The following is a 16804-nucleotide window of genomic DNA, read 5'->3' as shown; positions in this document are numbered from 1 at the left end:
TTAGATTACGTTTTACTAAACAATCAACCCCTATTCTATGAAATCTAATATTTTAGTTCTCCTTTTTTTGCTAACATTATCTAGTTGTTCTAAAGAAGATGAAAAACCAGAGGTTATAAAATCTGAAGCTAAAGAAATAACAACTTTTGAAATTGAAGGAGTAACGACCGAAATTGATGGGGATATAATTAAAATTTATGCGCCGGCATCCTTAGATTTCTATTATTGGAAGCCAACAATTAATATTTCTGAAAAGGCAAGTATCTCTCCAGTAATAAATGTAAAAGTAGACTTTACCAATCCTATTTTATTCAGGGTTTATGCAGAAGACGGAAGCTTTAAATTATATACGACAGAGTTAATTTTGTTAGAGGGGTTACAAGAAATTGTACTAAAGCTAGGATCGAAAGATGGTAAACAAATTGCAGTTGATAGGTACTTAGGTAAGATAAATGAACTGAACAACAAAATACAAATAGATTACTCTGGTGATGCTGTAGAAAGGTGGGAATCATGGGAGTTATTTCCATTTTTGGCTATAGAAACAACAAATGATTTAGAAACAGAACCTGCAAATAATCACTTCATAGATTTGAGTATAAAAGACCATCAATTAACTATACCAGGTTTAGACAAAACTTATGAATTATCTATTCAGAGTTCTGATAATTTTATAAAAGGAATTAATTTGCCAATAAGAAGAGAGTTTATTAGTTCGAACTTTGCAAGAGATGCTTTTCCAGAATATATAGTAGGCTTGGAAGAAGATGATATCCTGTTTTACACCTTAAAAAATCAAGATTTAACTAATATAACACCCGATTACTTTAAAATAAGTGATTATGCTAGCATTACTCCCGATTCCTCACTTCCACAAGATTTTTCCGAAGATGTTGTTTATACGGTAACATCGGAAACTGGAGTTTCAAAAACCAGAAAAGTTCGTGTTGTAGAAAAAAATATACTTATGTCTAATGCTACAAATGGTGCTTTTAGTTTGTCATATACTACTAATTTTTTTAGATATTATATAGCCACTAGCCCCATAGTTGATGTTGAATTGGTTAATGTAGAAACTGGTGAAATATTAGGAAGCGAAATCTGGCAAAATTACGAAACCGAAGATGGTAGGTTTTACTTGCAAATGGTTGCAGATGAAATGCCTGAATCTAAAACATCATTCTTTTACAGAGTTACTTTAGAAGAAGGTATTACTGTAGACACACACGGTGGAGTAGTTTTTGATCCTGATGGTAACTAATATGAATTTCAATTTTGCTATTAAGATTCAAGAGCGACAAAATTCTAATTATTTTCAAAAGCTTTAAACCAGAAATTAAGAGAAACCTTTTCTTGTCTTTGATCTTGAATAGGTGGTCCGTTTTGTGATCCGCCACGACCGCCACCGCCTGGACCTCCAGGTCCACCTCCACTTCCACCAGGTCCGCCGCTTTGGTTCCCACCTCCAAAACTAATCCCTGAACCATCGTTTTTTGATTCTGTTTTAATTTTAGGAGAAACAACCCCTATTGATAATTTTGATAAATCACTACCCTTGCCCGACAATAAATTGTGCTTAGGTATTTGAAGAATATATAATAATTCTTCAGCCTCTTCATCGAGGCTGTAAGTGATTGTAACACCTAAATTGTTTAAGTCTAAATGAAACTCTTGTTCAGAATCGAAATTTACAAAGGAGGCTGTTTTAGGCAGTTTTTCTATTAAGACTGCTATGTCAGGTCCTTTTTGAGCTTCTTCATCCCTATCTTCTCTATTACGTTCTCTATCATTTTTGTCCGGTCTTTGTGGCAGTGTAGCATTAATTGGATACTGAATGGAAACATTTTTTTTCTTTTTCCCTTTCACATCAAAGTACACATAGACCCCCCCGTGCAACATAGATAGCATTGTAGCTTGGTCTATAGTGCTTAGCTTTACAACTACATTTTTATCATCTATGAAACTCTCATAAACAATATTGTCTTGAGAATTTTGCGCGTTGCTACAAACAATATTAAGTAACATTATCAGATAAAAAAATGCTTTCATTTAGTTGATTTATTTTGTGTGAACACACCAAACCTAATCTAATATCCGTTACTGTTGCGTTGTATTAAGTGGATGCCTGTAAGTTTTTAGTGAATGGCGGTATTTGCATCATTAAAGTATTTTAAGGAGGTTCATTACATGTCCGATCAAACAAAAAAAGCTCCGGTATTACTACCAGAGCTCATCATCAACATCAATTAAACCAAACTCAATTTTCAATTCTACTATAAACCCAATGAGGTTATTGCTTCGTCTTCTTTGGTAAAGGCATAAGCACGCCAAGGTCTATTGTAATCGGTAAACTTCCAAAGAACATCCCCATCGTTATTAACTTCCCAAATAGTTCCCGTGCCTTCTGAAATCAATGTATTTCCATTACTCATACGAACTCCACTACCAAGTCCATTACTATATAGGTCGGTATCTGTAAATTCCCATATAAGTGTAGGTTCGTTATCCTGACCAGCAATTAACTCGTAAGGCGGACTCAACTGATATTCTGCTACGGCAGATTGGTTATCGTATTTATTATTTACAAAAACCAACATTTTATTGTCATCAAAAAGATTAGGGTAATGTACACGGTTCATTGTTACGTCTCCTACATTGTCATAAGCAAGAGGGTTTCCAAAACGATAAACTAAATCGCCACCAAGGTTATAATTACCGCCTGTACCTGTAGTCGCTTCTGCTGTTGTAGTACTATGGTCAACAACCCAAACCTCACTATAAAAATTTACGGTCATATACAACAAGTCGTTTTCTTCATCTAATGTTATACCATTTACATGCGTTATATCCCCATCTGTTTGGTCATTGTTGTAGTTAATATCAATTAAATTTGGAAGGTCACCAACTACGCCAAAATTTGCTTTACTTTCATCATAATCCTGTACAATATGGTCTATAGCATGCCATTCCCAAACTACTTCTTGGGTAAGTGGATTCATTTCTATAATAGCATCTGGGTAAATGTCGAAATTTCCAGAAAATCCTAATTCTGCAGCTTCTTCAGCGCTAACCTTTTTCCAAATCGGAAAAATTATATTTCCGTTAGATAAATAGTTTATATCATGATGGGCAATGTAAGAATCACCTGAATAATTAATTTCCCATGCAATCGTTTGGTCGGCATTAATTTTTCTAAAGGCACCGCCGTAACCTCCAAAAGTTATTTGTGGATTGTTTACTTTAATTGAGGCTACTAGACTACCATCGTCATGTAGTTCGGCATCATTACCTAATTGGTCGCCATCAAAGTCCCAATCGAATAATGTATTGCCATCATGGTCAATTAAAAACACTCCAGTATCAGGTTCCACTGCCAATATATAGGAATTACTGTCTACTGTGCTGCTAACTTCTATGATTTCGTCAGTGTCATTAGTGCTTAATGTTATATTGTCTGAATCATCACTACACGAAGTATGAGCAAGAAGAAGTAGTAACAAAGAGCCTGTACCATACTTTAATTTCATTTTTCTCATCATTTAATCTTTTAGGGGTTATTGATGTTTTTAAGCAACTATAATTTTGGCTAGCCGCTTATGCCCAATTAGATTTTAAATGTAGATAATGGTTTAAATGAAATAATAGCCTTTCAGTGAAGAAGGGGTTTTAATCAGCGGGTGGGTTATTTTTATCGGTAAAGCAAATAGGTATTTTGTACTTTATTGTAATTGGTGTTGTAACATGTTGGAATTTTGTAATTGTTTAATTACAACGTAGTATGTTATAGAAATATGGTGATGGTTTGTTTCTAATATGTATGATACTATAATTAATCCCTCATTAAAGCTTCTAATGCTTCTGGAGTTCTTGGTAAATCTTTACTTAATACTTCACAGCCATCTTCTGTAATAACAATCATATCTTCAGTAAAAACCGATATGTTTTCATTGTGGTTATAGTACCAAGGTTCAACGGTAAAAACCATACCTGGCTTTAATATAGCATTAGAAAGACTTGGATCTCCGGTAGAAAGCCCTAAGTGATGACCAAAGAATAAACCTACTTGCATATATGGTTTTGCATTATTAGGAATGACACTATTTGTTAGAGTTTGCACATCTTTAAATGTAATACCTGGCTTTAGAAATTTAATGATCTTGTCGGCAACTTTGGTTTCCATTACAAGAATTTCTTTCTGTCTTTCTGTAAACGTTCCCGAAACAGGAAAGGTTCTACCAATATCACTAACATATTGATTGTATTCACAACCTACATCGAAAATGACCAAATCGCCATTTTCCATTACCCTATTTCTACGGTTGTAATGAGTAGCCAAAATTCTCCAAGGCCAGTGGGAATTTGGTCCTGATTTAATGATAGAACCGAATGCGAGTCTTTGCGAGCCATTTACTTTAAAATCGCCTTCTAATATTCCTTCTAAAAAACGTTCGTCTACACCTGCTTTAATCGTTTTTGCAGATTGTTTTATACCTTCAACAGTAATGGATGCAGCCTTTCTTAAAATTTCAATTTCTGAGTTCGATTTTATCATTCGAACATTTGCAACGGCTTCGTACATATTTTTATGTTTTAAGCCAGAATGCCTGTTATTCAATGCCCGTAAAAGTACTTGAACGGGAGAATATGTTGCTACATACTCATTAGACGCATATCTAATATCACCTTCCCTATTGTTATTTATTAAAACTGTATTTTTCTCTTTGCTGGCATTGTTCATAAATTCTGTAAAGTCTTGCATGGAAGCCAACGGTACACCTGTTTTATCAGAAATACTGGTGTCATTTAATAAAGGTCTTCCGGGAAAATCATTCACCCTAGAACCATTTTCAAATCTTAAATCACGTTCTGGAGTATAAATTACTGTAGTGTTATGGTTTAAGTCCATAACCAATATAGCGTTGGGTAATTCAAGACCTGTGAAGTAATAAAAATCATCTGCTTAGCGAAAGGTTTCACCAAATGAAAATCCGTCATTTGCAGGTATTACAGCTAATCCTGTTTCACCTTCCCTTTTTAACGTGTTTGCTAAATTATCCCGTCGTGTGCTTAATTCCTCTTTGGTAAAAGGTAGATCTGTCCACTCAAAATACGATTGAACTGGAGTCTGACTGAAAGCAAAGAAAGTAGAGACAAGAAAAAGAAGAATGGTTGTGGTAATTTTCATTTCGGCTTATTTGGTGTTCCGAATTTCGAGTTTTTTTAAATAAGAACGAATTATCACATATTAAAAAAGAGAATATGCGCCTATATAAAGGTATTTAGGTAATCTTCTGGAATTACTTTAATTAAAATTTCTAACGAATATCTAATGAGAATTACCTATAAATTATGAATTTGATAAAATTACATTGAATGTTAGTGTAAAAATTAGGATTTATTAAAAAATAATTTAAAATCATTAAAAGAATTTTAATAAACATTTAGATTCATTAGGATATTGTTAAAATATAAGTTATATTCTTACAACGATAAAAAACAGAAAAATATATGAGGCAACTTAAGATCACTAAACAAATTACCAACAGAGACACCAAATCATTAGAAAAGTACTTTCAAGAAATATCAAAAATAGATTTGATTACCGCAGATGAGGAAGTGGAACTGACCAGAAGAATTCGTGAAGGAGATCAAATTGCCCTTAACACACTAGTAAATGCTAATTTACGTTTTGTAGTTTCTACAGCAAAACAATATCAAGGAAGTGGAATTAGACTTTCAGATTTAATTAACGAAGGAAATATTGGATTGGTCAAAGCGGCAAAACGTTTTGATGAGACAAGAGGTTTTAAATTTATCTCTTATGCAGTATGGTGGATTAGACAATCTATACTATCCGCAATTTCTGAGCAATCTCGTATGGTACGAATTCCTCTGAATAAGATTGGAGAAATAAGTAAAATTAAAAAAGTATACTCAACATTAGAGCAGTCTTACCAAAGACCTCCAAGTACAGTTGAGATTGCAAGAGAATTAGATATGAGCGGCGCACAGGTTAAACTTGCCATGAAAAACTCAGGTAAGCACTTATCTATGGATGCACCTTTTCAAGAAGGCGAATCTTCAAATCTGTACGATGTGGTATCTTCAAAGGATAATAATAGTCCAGATTCAAAAATGATGATGGATTCTTTGAAATTCGATATTGATCAAGCGTTAAACACGCTACCAAGTAGAGAAAGTGAGATTATAAAGCTTTATTATGGTATTGGAGATAGAAGTCCTAAAAGTTTAAGTGAAATAGGCGAACTTTTCGATCTTACTAGAGAACGTGTAAGACAAATAAGAGAAAAAGCTGTAAAAATTCTAAGAAGAAAATCTAATAACGAAATGTTGAAGGCATATTTATAGATCTTTAATAGCTACATATATTGAAACAAAAAGCCGACTATTTTAGTCGGCTTTTTGTTTGTCATTTAATTAAATGTATCCCTTTATTTCTTTCTTTTAGGTTCTTCTACTTTTAACTGTGAAGCGGTATTTTGCGAAATATAATTCGCTAATATTTTTTCAACCAATTCCTCTTTGGTTAAATGATGAAACACTGTTTTAACCTTTGTTTTGAACTCTTCCGATATTTCGCGGTTAGGTTTGGTCTTAAAAATTTTTTTAGCCCAAAGTAATGTATTGTTTTCCTCTATGCTCTGTGCATCTGCTTTTTTGAATTTAGAGAACGTTAAACCTAACTCTTTTTCAAAATCTACAACCTCTGCAACCTCTTCTTTTTGAAGTATAGTTAAAGAAAGTCCTTTTGCTCCTGCTCTTGCCGTACGTCCACTTCTATGTACATAGGCATCGTATGTATCTGGTAAATGATAATTAACAACGTAAGCAAGATCCTTAACATCAATACCACGGGCAGCTAAATCTGTAGCTACTAGAATATCTATATGACCATCTCTAAACTGTCCCATTATACGGTCACGAATACCTTGGGATAAACTACCGTGCAAAGCACCAGATGAGAATTTATTTATAGCTAAGTTTTTAGCTAATTTATTTACCGCCGCTTTTGTCTTACAGAATATAATACCCCTTTGCCCCTCTTTCGTATTTAAGAAATGCATGAGCACATCTAACTTTTCTATTGGCTCTACAACTACATATTCATGATCAATACCTTGGTGGCCTAATGTAGACATATCTGCCTCTACATGTATTACATGCTTAGACATGTAATTCTGAACAAGCTGTTTAATTGCGCCAGACATGGTAGCCGTAAACAAAAGTGTGCGACGAGATTTTGGAATGCCCGAAATTATAACATCCAAATCTTCTTTTAGAGCAGTAACCATTTCATCGGCTTCGTCTAAAACCAGGTATTTTAATTTTTTAATATCTATAGCCTCACGTTTTACTAAATCAACCAAACGACCTGGTGTTGCTACTATAATATGTGTAGGCGTTTTAAGTCGTTCTATTTGTGGTTTTATAGGAATACCTCCACATAATGCGGCAATAGAAATTGCAGGAGCATGAGAAGCGTATGAAGATAAATTAGCGTGAATCTGTTGTGCTAATTCTCTAGTAGGTGCTAAAATAACCACTTGTACTGTGGTGCTTTCGGCGTTAATTAATTGTAATAATGGCAATCCAAAAGCAGCTGTTTTACCAGTTCCGGTTTTAGCTAAAGCAACAAGATCCTCTTTTTTATTCAGAACAACAGGAATACATTTTTTCTGAATATCTGTGGGTACAGAAATTTGTAATTCCTTTAAACTCTTTTGAAATTCACTATTGATTCCTAAATCCGAAAATTGGCTTGACATAAAATAATTTTCAGCAAAGATAGCTACTGTGAAGCAGTGAGTAACATCAAACTACTTATAAGTGAAATATAAATAGGGTAATAGGATAAAATTAATTTTCAATAATACTGTATATGTTATAAAATCTATATTGCTATAGTTTAATCAACCCATCCCCAAGGTGCAGTAGGTTCTGCAATTGGTTTGGTTAAATCCATTACCACTTTAAAGACACGATCGGTTCCTAGCCTTCTTAAATTATAAGAGAAAGTAGAATCGTTTACCGTTATCCACCAAACATTTGTAGCTGCGCCAGGAATCATTTTTTGTGTTTCAACATCCGCAGGGAAAAACTGAATATCTTCTTTACCGGCATTGCTTGCCGTTCCACCATAGAAATTAACGTCATCTTCAGTACCGTCTTCGTGACGATGATCATGTTTTAAACTGATGATATCTTGGTTTTTTTTTAAAACCCACGTTCTAGATTTGTCATCACCTACATAAAAGGGAATTTTAATTTCATTTTGACTACAAGATTTAACATGCATTACCAGTTTTTTACCTCCAAAGCTTTCGTCTTCTTCTGGCAAGACCAAACTGCCTTCATACGCTTTGCCACAATGAGATTTTAAAGTGTTCCAGAAACTTTCTGATGGAATTGTTTCTTGAGAAATTATAGGAGAAGCAATGAAAATTGCTATTATTATAATGGCTTGCCTTAATGTCATAATATATAGAATAGTGGTTTCTCAAAAATAGGTAAAAAGCTTAGATAAAATAGCTCATCATTGCTAGAGAAGCAATTTATAATTAATAAGTAATGTTCTTAGATTCTTACCAATCACGCCATCTTTCCATTCCATTTTTATACCACCTATCTCCCTGCAAAAACAAAAGGTCGTTATTGCGCTCTACTTTAAACTCTATAGGTTGATTATATAGTTTACCATCTTTCCATGCATTAAAACATGCAATAAGAGTATCTATTTCTTCATCAGTTGTTAAATCCATATCTAATTGATATAATTGTTGAACTAATGGTACAATAGCTTTTGAAGTGTTCTCATCATAGTGAATAAGTGGCGATAACCGTATAATTTGGTCGTTAAGGTTTTTGCTAGTAGCTACTTTTAAGAACATCATAGCAATATAATTTGCAGTGTCTGGCGGTTGATAAAGAATAGTTTTAGCTTGGTGTAAAACGGTTTCTTTGAAGAAGTTTAATTGGGGTTTCCATTTAGAAAAACTCAATTTCTTTCTTCTAAATTTTAAGGCGATTTGTTTCCAATTCCAAAAGTTTTCTTTGGCATCAGATGACATCAATGAGTTACTTGTTCCTAGAGAGATAACTTGAATTGTTTTTAGGTCAATTCCAAGCTTATAAGCTTCAATTATTCCCGCTAAAATTGGATTGTTGAATCCGCCTAATGCGCCATCCCATAGCTCATAATAAATATCACTTTGCTTAGCCTTAAACCGCGCTGGAAAATCAAAATACTGGACCGGAGCATTAGAAGAGCCGTTTATTGCCTGTGTTAATCTTACCGAATCATAACTTTCAGGATTTGACGAGAAAGACTTAAAGAATTTAGCACGATTATTTAAGGCATCATACGTGGCAACAACTATTTTTAGAGACTCATTACCAATGAATTTAGGTAGTTCGTTCATTTGAACTTTATCTATCTCTGGAAATAAACTTTCAAAAGCCTCTTTCTTCTTTTTTTGACTATATTTTGGTCCAAAGCCAGCATTAAATAATCCTAAGTAATCAACTGGAAAATAACGGTCTTTAAAAGTGTTTTTATGAAATATCTTCTCCCTATTTTTCTTTTCTTTAAAAAGGGAAATTGCTTCGTCTATGGTATAGTTTTCTGCAAGAGCAGCTAATACAATACTACCGCCAGAATTAGCTATTACCAAGTTGAATTTTCGTAATATTTGATGGCCTCTTATATTACCAAATCTGTCTTTTAAGGTGAGTAATTGAATAATAGCCCAGCTTCCGCCGCCATCAAGGGATAGAATTTTATACATTTTCAAAAATATATGTTTACCTAAAAAGAGAGATTAAATTAGATAACCAAAAGGACGTGGGAACTACCTTTATAGGAATACTTAAATATAGAAAAATATAAAATATGATGTTTGTAGGATGTTCTTAGAATATATGAGGTAATTATATTTTTTTTTGACTTTGAATAAAACTCCAGTAATTATGGGTTGTCGTAATTGTCAATAATCAATTAGGACAACCCATATAATCTTTCTTTAAATTAAAGTTCTGTTAATAAAAAAGAATGAACGTTCATTTTTTATATCTTTGTCTCAGATATTACAATTATGGCAGCACTTCAAAAAAGTATAGATAAGCGTAACGCATTAATAAATGCTACTATCGACTTGGTAAACAATGATGGTTTTCATGCAACACCAATGAGCAAAATAGCGAAAATGGCATGTGTATCACCTGCAACTATATATCTCTATTTTGAGAATAAGCAAGATTTGGTAAACAAAACATATATAGAAGTAAAATCTAACTATACTGCGTATGCTTTTGCTACATATGACGAAAGCATGTCTGTTGAAAAAGGATTTGAAGTTATATGGAAACGTATTGCAGATTTTAAGCTAAAAGAAAGTGCACATGCCATGTTTTTGGCACAGTGTGATAATACTCCTATGATCGATGAAGAAAGCAGGCAGGAAGGTATAAAGCACCTTCAGCCGTTATTAGATCTTTGGGCACGAGGTAAAAAAGAGGGAATTATAAAACCGCTGTCAGATTATATGCTGTATGCCTACTCTATAAATCCGCTTTCGTTTTTAATGATCACTCAAAATAGAGGATCCGTAAAATTAGATGCCAAAGAATTGGATCAAGCATTTGAAGCAGCTTGGAGTAGTATAAAAGCTTGTAAATAATATGAAAAAGACAGCTATAATTTTAGGGGCAACAGGGTTGACCGGTTGTTTACTAATAAAAAAATTGATGGTTGACAATAGGTATGAAACTATAAAATTATTTTCTAGAACGCGAATTGAAGGATTACCAAATACCGTACAGCAATTCATAGGAAACTTATTGGAGTTAGATCAATTTAAAACCGATTTTACCGCAGATGAAGTCTACTGTTGTATAGGTACTACAGCAAAGAAAACGCCAGATAAAAAAATGTATAGAAACATTGATTATGGTATACCGGTTTCTGCAGCTAAACTTGCCAAAGAAAATAATATAACTACTTTTTTAGTGGTCTCAGCAATGGGGGCAAATAAGAAAAGTAAGGTGTTCTATAATAGAACTAAAGGTGAAATGGAGCAAGATGTATTACATCAAGGAATACAACATACTTCTATACTTAGGCCTTCTTTAATAGGTGGTGAACGGGAAGAGAGAAGGATATTAGAGAAAATAGGATTAAAAGTTTTCAGACTTATGCAGCCACTTTTTATTGGTCCATTAAAAAAATATAGAATTATTAATGCAGAAAGCATTGCACAAGCAATGGTGAATTTAGCAAATACAACAAGTAATACCGACGTAATTATAACGTCATTAGATATTGAACAATTAGCAAAAAGCAACATAAAGAAAGATTGATTACTATGGAGTTATTAGATAAATTAAATTGGAGATATGCCGCTAAGGCAATGAATGGTGAAAAAGTAGCCGAGGATAAAGTAGAACGCATATTAGAAGCGGCACGTCTTGCCCCTACCTCAAGTGGTTTACAACCTTTTGAAATTTTTGTAATTAAAAACCAAGAAGTAAAAGAACAAATTAGACCTGTAGCGTGGAATCAGTCTGTGATTACAGATTGTTCTCACCTATTAGTTTTCGCTGCATGGGATACGTATACGGCAGATAGAATTAATTATATGTTCGATTTAACCAATGAAATTCGTGGTTTCAAGAACGAAGGATGGGAGAATTATCGTCAAATGTTATTGGATTCGTATCCGCAGAAAGATGCTGAAGAAAATTTTAACCACGCAGCAAAACAAGCCTATATCGCTTTTTCACAAGCAATAGCTGCTGCCGCTTTTGAAGAGGTAGATTCTACTCCTATAGAAGGTTTTGATCCAGAAGCAGTAGATGAAATTTTAGGCTTACGCGAAAAAGGGTTGCGTAGTGCTGTTCTATTGCCATTAGGCTATAGAAAAGAAAGTGAAGATTGGTTAGTGAATTTGGTAAAAGTAAGAAAGCCAATGAAAGATTTGGTAACAGTTATTGATTAATCTTTAAAAAAGAATTGCAGAATAAAAATTAAAAGAAGAGAGAAAATGAACAATTTTGAATTTAAGAATCCTACTAAAATCATATTTGGTAAGGATACAATTGAAAAATTAGAAAGTGAAATTCCGTCAGATGCAAAAGTATTATTGCTTTATGGTGGTGGAAGTATCAAAAAGAACGGTATTTACGAGCAAGTGACTAAAGCACTGTCAAAAGTAGATGTTACTGAGTTTGGTGGTATTCCTGCAAATCCTGAGTATGCTGTTTTAATGGAAGCATTACAGGTAATTAAGGATAAAGGTATTAATTATTTATTAGCAGTTGGCGGCGGTTCTGTAATAGATGGTACTAAGTTTTTGTCTGCAGCGGCGGTTTATGATGGTGATACCCCATGGGACATTTTAACTAAAAATGTAAAAACACAAAAAGGAATGCCTTTTGGTACGGTGTTAACCTTACCGGCTACAGGTTCAGAAATGAATTCTGGTGCTGTAATTACAAGAGCGGAGACAAAAGAGAAGTTGGCAATGGGCGGTCCAGGCTTGTTTCCAGAGTTTTCAATTTTAGACCCACAAGTAATAAGTTCAATTCCTGAGCGACAATTAGTAAATGGAATTACAGATGCATTCACCCATGTATTGGAACAATATATGACTTATCCTATAGGAGCTTCATTACAAGATAGATTTGCAGAAAGCATTCTTCAGACTTTAATTGAAGTGGCACCTAAAGTAATTAAAGACCCTACGGACTATAAACCAGCTGCAGATTTTATGTGGAGCTGTACAATGGCACTTAATGGTCTAATTCAAAAAGGTGTTCCTGGTGATTGGGCCGTACACATGATGGGTCATGAGTTAACAGCATTATTTGGAATAGACCATGCACGTACTTTAGCGGTAATTGCACCAAGTCATTACAAGTACAATATTGAGGCTAAGAAAGAGAAATTGGCACAGTATGGAGAGCGTGTTTGGAATATTACCGAGGGTAGTATAGATGATAAGGCATATGCAGCTATAGAGAAAACTGAAGCATTTTTTCAAGGTTTGGGAATAGATACTAAGTTGTCTGATTATACTGAAGATTATGAAGGTACGGCTGAAGAAATTTCTAAACGATTTACAGCCCGTGGATGGAAAGGATTGGGTGAGAACCAAGATCTATCACCGGACAAGGTTGAGAAAATTGTAAAAATGGCTTACTAAGCTATAATATCAAGCAATATATTTTTAAAGAGCCGTCTTATTTTAAGGCGGCTCTTTTTATATGTCATCATTTTATTAAGATTGATGTATTTCATCGTAAAACTCTAGAGAGTAATATTATAACATTACCAGTATCGTATTTCTTCAATAACAGGAACCAATAGTTTTAAATATTGTCAATTATTTAAAATTTAAGTAACTGCTTAAATGATATTTAAAACATAACGATGAAAGGTATTTCTGTTACTTATTCGTTTTTCTTTTAATAATCGTTACATCATATGGCAAAGATGATTTAAACAAAATCATGTCAAATGAAACATATGTTGCTGATCAGGAAAATTTAGATTCAGCAGGTTTACCTATTAGAGAATTTAGTGCACAGGTTGAGAGTATTGATTTTAAGGATTATTGATGCAAATGATTAATCTTAAAATTTCTACCGTTAATCATAAGAATTACGAAGTTATTATTGTGTAAAAACCAATATCTTCGCGCGCATTATGTGGATGTACCTTGGACTTTTAGCGGCTCTTTTCTTAGGTTTACACAACTTATGTAAGAAACATGCAGTACAGGGCAATGAAGTTTTTCCTGTTTTGTTAGGTACTATCTCCTCTGGATTTTTATTACTCCTACCCTTTTATTTCGGTTCTGTGTTTTTCAAAGAATTCATGATTGATATCGAATTCTACATTACGGATATTCCTCTGAAAACTCACGGTTTTATAGCTATAAAGTCAGCAATAATGGCAGCTTCATGGGTATTGGCATATCAGGCATTAAAACATTTGCCGATTACTATAGTAACACCTATACGATCTGCAGGTCCGTTTTTTACATTTATAGGTGCTATAACCATATATCAAGAAAAGCCGAATTCTTGGCAGTGGGTCGGATTTTTTCTTATCATATTTTCGGTGATTTTATATTCAAGGATTGGTAAAAAAGAAGGAATACATTTTAAACGAAATAAATGGATATTCGCTATAATAGGTGCTACTTTTTTAGGAGCATCAAGTGGTTTGTACGATAAGTTTTTAGTACAAAGTTTAATACTGAACCCACAAACATTACAATTTTGGTTTTGTTTTTATACAGTACTATTACTGCTCATCATTCTAACCATTACTTGGTTTCCCTATAAAGAAAAACGACAAGCTTTTAAGTGGCGATGGACGATACCTTTAGTTGGTATACTTTTACAAATTGCAGATTATTTTTATTTTAAAGCTTTACAAGATCCAGAAGCACTGATTATGTTGCTTTCAGCAATAAAGCGGAGTCAGATATTAATTGCCGTTGTAGTAGGTGGTTATATTTTTAAGGAACAAAATAAGCGTAAAAAACTTGTGCCCTTAGCAGGTATTATGATTGGCGTGTTTTTAATTTTGTATTCTTAAGAAACTACTTTGTTTTTATATCGTTGGAAAATACATTTCTAGAATGGGTTAGCCCAATTGTTGGCTGTATCTTTGTTTAAATACGTATTCTCAATAAGCGAAAAATTTTATGTCTTTTAAAAAATTAAACCCTTACATACTTGAAACATTAGAAGGTTTTTCAATAGAAGAGCCTACTACATTTCAAAAGAAAAGCATTCCGGTAATAAAGAGTGGAGCAAATGTGTATTGTATAGCACCAAAGGAAAGCGGTAAAACCACCACTTTGATACTAACTACTTTACAGAAACTAAAATGTAAAGCAGAGGGTAATGCACCTAGAGCCGTTGTCGTTGTTGAGAATAAAGAAAAAGTATTAGAGCTTTATGACGAATTTTTAAAATACACCAATTACTCCTCACTAAGAGTATATGCAAGTTATAAGGAATTACATATAGACATTCAGAAATCAGAGATATTTGAGGGTATAGATATACTTATCACTACCCCAACTACACTTCATAAATTATTTTTAACCAATGGCGTAAGTACTTCTCAGTTAAAAATTTGCAGTATTGATGATGGCGATTTTTTAATTCAAAAATCAGATTATACGGCAATGATTACGGTTGCTCAAAGTATCATGAAATGTCAGTACGTTATATATTCAGAAAAAATGCATCCTAAATTAGAACGTTTTGAAGATTTCTTTATGGAGCGCGCACATCATGTTAAGGTGTAGTGAATTACTAATTATTTAGAGCCTTGGTTATTTTATCTCTTTCTGCTAAAACTTGGACTGTACTATTATAACCTATTTCAAAAATGGCATCAATATACCTCATGTCAAAGGTGGCAAATTCACAAAGCGCTTCTGGGGAGATAACAAAATCGCAATCTTGAAATTTGGCAAGCGAATCTGAGGCTGATTTAATTTTATAGGCTCTATCCAAGACATTATACGAATGCTTTAAATCTTTTATTTTAATATCCTTTAGTGCGTTTACATAACTGCCGATTATTTTGTCGCATGATGGTATTAAAGGTTCAATAGGGAAATTATTCAATACACCTCCATCAACATAGAAAGATCCATCAATATCTATTGGAGAAAAAACACCAGGAAAAGTTGCAGATGCAAGCACCGGTTTTATCAATTCACCTTCATCAAAAATCTTTAATTCCCCTTTAATAATATCTGTTGCTGTAATGAATAGTTTTTTAGGAAGGGACTCAAATGAATCATGAGGGAAGAATTTTTTGAACTCATCGTAAAACTTCTCGGTGTCTAAAAATCCGGGTTTTCTACGAGCAAATTTATTGGTATGAAATATTGGAATTACTTTAAAAAAATCTAAAATTTCTTTCCATTTAACACCGCCTGCATATAACGCTCCAACAATAGCACCAGCGCTTGTGCCAGATATATGTGTAGGGTAAATACCATTTTCTTCTAGTGCTTTAATAACACCAATATGTGCCACTCCCCTAATGCCGCCACCTGATAATACTAGTCCTACGCTCATGGAATTGATTTTACTTTTTAACTAATCATTTTTGAGCAATAATCTCAAATTTCACTAATCCGCCGTTTATTTCACCTTTTTGCAAGAAACCATTTTTATAATAATATATATTTTCATGATTCTTAGCATTTATCTTTTTGTATGTGTGATTTCCTAATGGCACAATGGTATTAAAACTTCCATCTTGCTCAGAATAACAACGCTCAATATCAAAAGGTTCATTAAAATATAATAAAATAGTCGCGTAATTAATTTCATCTTCAACTACCTTTTCCTTTTTATCATTTTTGGTGATTTGATAATGTTTTACTTCCCAATTGGTTAAAATATCTGCATATGGTTTATTATTTACATCTATATAAACATTGGCTTTTTTTAATTTATTCCGTTCATAGGTAACATCGTATTTGTAGTTTACTTTGATTTCTTTTAGAATCTTGGTAGAAATAGTTGTTACACTTTGATAATGAGTTTTTGTGTCGGTAGAAGTCTTTGTAGCCTTTAAGTTTCCAATAACTTCATTTTTATTAATGATATCAAAAGTCAAGGTGTTTTTAGAAGCATTTATGGTGTTAAATTGATTGTAATCGGAATTAAAAAAAAGAAGAGAACAAACAATGATGTATTGGTAAAATGAAGACATGTTTAAATAATTGAGTACAACCTATTGGTTGTT

17 protein-coding genes are annotated in these 16804 nt (G+C 33.3%); 8 read left to right on the top strand and 9 right to left on the bottom strand.

Going from position 1 to position 16804, the window contains the following annotated elements:
* The first annotated feature begins 37 nt into the window (after positions 1–37).
* Positions 38–1261, top strand: a complete 1224-nt coding sequence (locus tag BM296_RS10775) for an SGBP N-terminal domain-containing protein (RefSeq protein WP_091903064.1) — start codon at positions 38–40, stop codon at positions 1259–1261.
* 44 nt (positions 1262–1305) lie between these two features.
* Here BM296_RS10775 and BM296_RS19415 read toward each other — a convergent pair whose 3' ends face one another.
* The 4 genes from BM296_RS19415 to BM296_RS10755 form a co-directional block, all read right to left on the bottom strand.
* A complete protein-coding gene (locus tag BM296_RS19415; RefSeq protein WP_091903063.1) occupies positions 1306–2049 on the bottom strand; it encodes a hypothetical protein in 744 nt (247 codons plus the stop codon).
* A gap of 224 nt (positions 2050–2273) precedes the next feature.
* Positions 2274–3527, bottom strand: coding sequence for an aryl-sulfate sulfotransferase (locus tag BM296_RS10765; RefSeq protein WP_245787006.1), 1254 nt, complete (start codon positions 3525–3527; stop codon positions 2274–2276).
* A 302-nt stretch (positions 3528–3829) separates the two neighbouring features.
* Positions 3830–4906, bottom strand: coding sequence for a M24 family metallopeptidase (locus tag BM296_RS10760; RefSeq protein WP_091903061.1), 1077 nt, complete (start codon positions 4904–4906; stop codon positions 3830–3832).
* A 54-nt stretch (positions 4907–4960) separates the two neighbouring features.
* The gene (locus tag BM296_RS10755; RefSeq protein ID WP_091903060.1) at positions 4961–5185 is read right to left on the bottom strand and encodes a hypothetical protein; all 225 of its coding nucleotides are present in this window, start codon (positions 5183–5185) and stop codon (positions 4961–4963) included.
* Between the two features lie 323 nt (positions 5186–5508).
* Between BM296_RS10755 and BM296_RS10750 the strand changes: the two genes are divergently transcribed.
* On the top strand, positions 5509–6369 hold the full coding sequence (locus BM296_RS10750) for a sigma-70 family RNA polymerase sigma factor (protein ID WP_027067100.1): 861 nt from the start codon (positions 5509–5511) through the stop codon (positions 6367–6369).
* Positions 6370–6452: 83 nt separating this feature from the next.
* On the opposite strand, the gene BM296_RS10745 is transcribed toward BM296_RS10750, so the two are convergent.
* The 3 genes from BM296_RS10745 to BM296_RS10735 all read right to left on the bottom strand — a co-directional run bounded on the left by BM296_RS10745 (position 6453) and on the right by BM296_RS10735 (position 9806).
* Positions 6453–7787 carry a DEAD/DEAH box helicase gene (locus tag BM296_RS10745; protein ID WP_091903059.1) on the bottom strand — a complete coding sequence of 445 codons (1335 nt, stop codon included), beginning with the start codon at positions 7785–7787 and terminating at the stop codon, positions 6453–6455.
* A 140-nt stretch (positions 7788–7927) separates the two neighbouring features.
* Positions 7928–8497, bottom strand: a complete 570-nt coding sequence (locus BM296_RS10740; RefSeq protein WP_091903058.1) for a hypothetical protein — start codon at positions 8495–8497, stop codon at positions 7928–7930.
* 106 nt (positions 8498–8603) lie between these two features.
* Positions 8604–9806, bottom strand: a complete 1203-nt coding sequence (locus tag BM296_RS10735) for a patatin-like phospholipase family protein (protein WP_091903057.1) — start codon at positions 9804–9806, stop codon at positions 8604–8606.
* A 306-nt stretch (positions 9807–10112) separates the two neighbouring features.
* On the opposite strand from BM296_RS10735, the gene BM296_RS10730 reads away from it, so the two are divergent.
* The 6 genes from BM296_RS10730 to BM296_RS10705 all read left to right on the top strand — a co-directional run bounded on the left by BM296_RS10730 (position 10113) and on the right by BM296_RS10705 (position 15344).
* Positions 10113–10697: a TetR/AcrR family transcriptional regulator gene (locus BM296_RS10730; RefSeq protein WP_027067097.1), complete on the top strand. Its 585-nt coding sequence runs from the start codon at positions 10113–10115 to the stop codon at positions 10695–10697.
* Between the two features lies 1 nt (position 10698).
* A complete protein-coding gene (locus BM296_RS10725) occupies positions 10699–11376 on the top strand; it encodes an NAD(P)H-binding protein (RefSeq protein WP_091903056.1) in 678 nt (225 codons plus the stop codon).
* A gap of 5 nt (positions 11377–11381) precedes the next feature.
* The gene (locus BM296_RS10720; protein WP_027067095.1) at positions 11382–12014 is read left to right on the top strand and encodes a nitroreductase family protein; all 633 of its coding nucleotides are present in this window, start codon (positions 11382–11384) and stop codon (positions 12012–12014) included.
* 45 nt (positions 12015–12059) lie between these two features.
* Positions 12060–13220, top strand: a complete 1161-nt coding sequence (locus BM296_RS10715; RefSeq protein ID WP_027067094.1) for an iron-containing alcohol dehydrogenase — start codon at positions 12060–12062, stop codon at positions 13218–13220.
* 503 nt (positions 13221–13723) lie between these two features.
* The gene (locus BM296_RS10710) at positions 13724–14623 is read left to right on the top strand and encodes an EamA family transporter (protein ID WP_027067093.1); all 900 of its coding nucleotides are present in this window, start codon (positions 13724–13726) and stop codon (positions 14621–14623) included.
* Between the two features lie 109 nt (positions 14624–14732).
* Entirely contained in the window at positions 14733–15344 is a 612-nt protein-coding gene (locus BM296_RS10705) for a DEAD/DEAH box helicase (protein WP_027067092.1), read from the top strand.
* A 7-nt stretch (positions 15345–15351) separates the two neighbouring features.
* On the opposite strand, the gene BM296_RS10700 is transcribed toward BM296_RS10705, so the two are convergent.
* Entirely contained in the window at positions 15352–16128 is a 777-nt protein-coding gene (locus BM296_RS10700; protein ID WP_036146978.1) for a patatin-like phospholipase family protein, read from the bottom strand.
* Positions 16129–16153: 25 nt separating this feature from the next.
* Positions 16154–16771 (bottom strand): DUF6134 family protein, encoded by a 618-nt coding sequence (locus BM296_RS10695; protein WP_027067090.1) that lies wholly within the window; start codon positions 16769–16771, stop codon positions 16154–16156.
* Positions 16772–16804: the final 33 nt, after the last annotated feature.

Source organism: Maribacter stanieri (assembly GCF_900112245.1).
In the GTDB taxonomy this organism is placed as follows: domain Bacteria; phylum Bacteroidota; class Bacteroidia; order Flavobacteriales; family Flavobacteriaceae; genus Maribacter; species Maribacter stanieri.
Note: the sequence above shows the minus strand (reverse complement) of the source record. Positions and strands in the feature narration are given on the sequence as shown.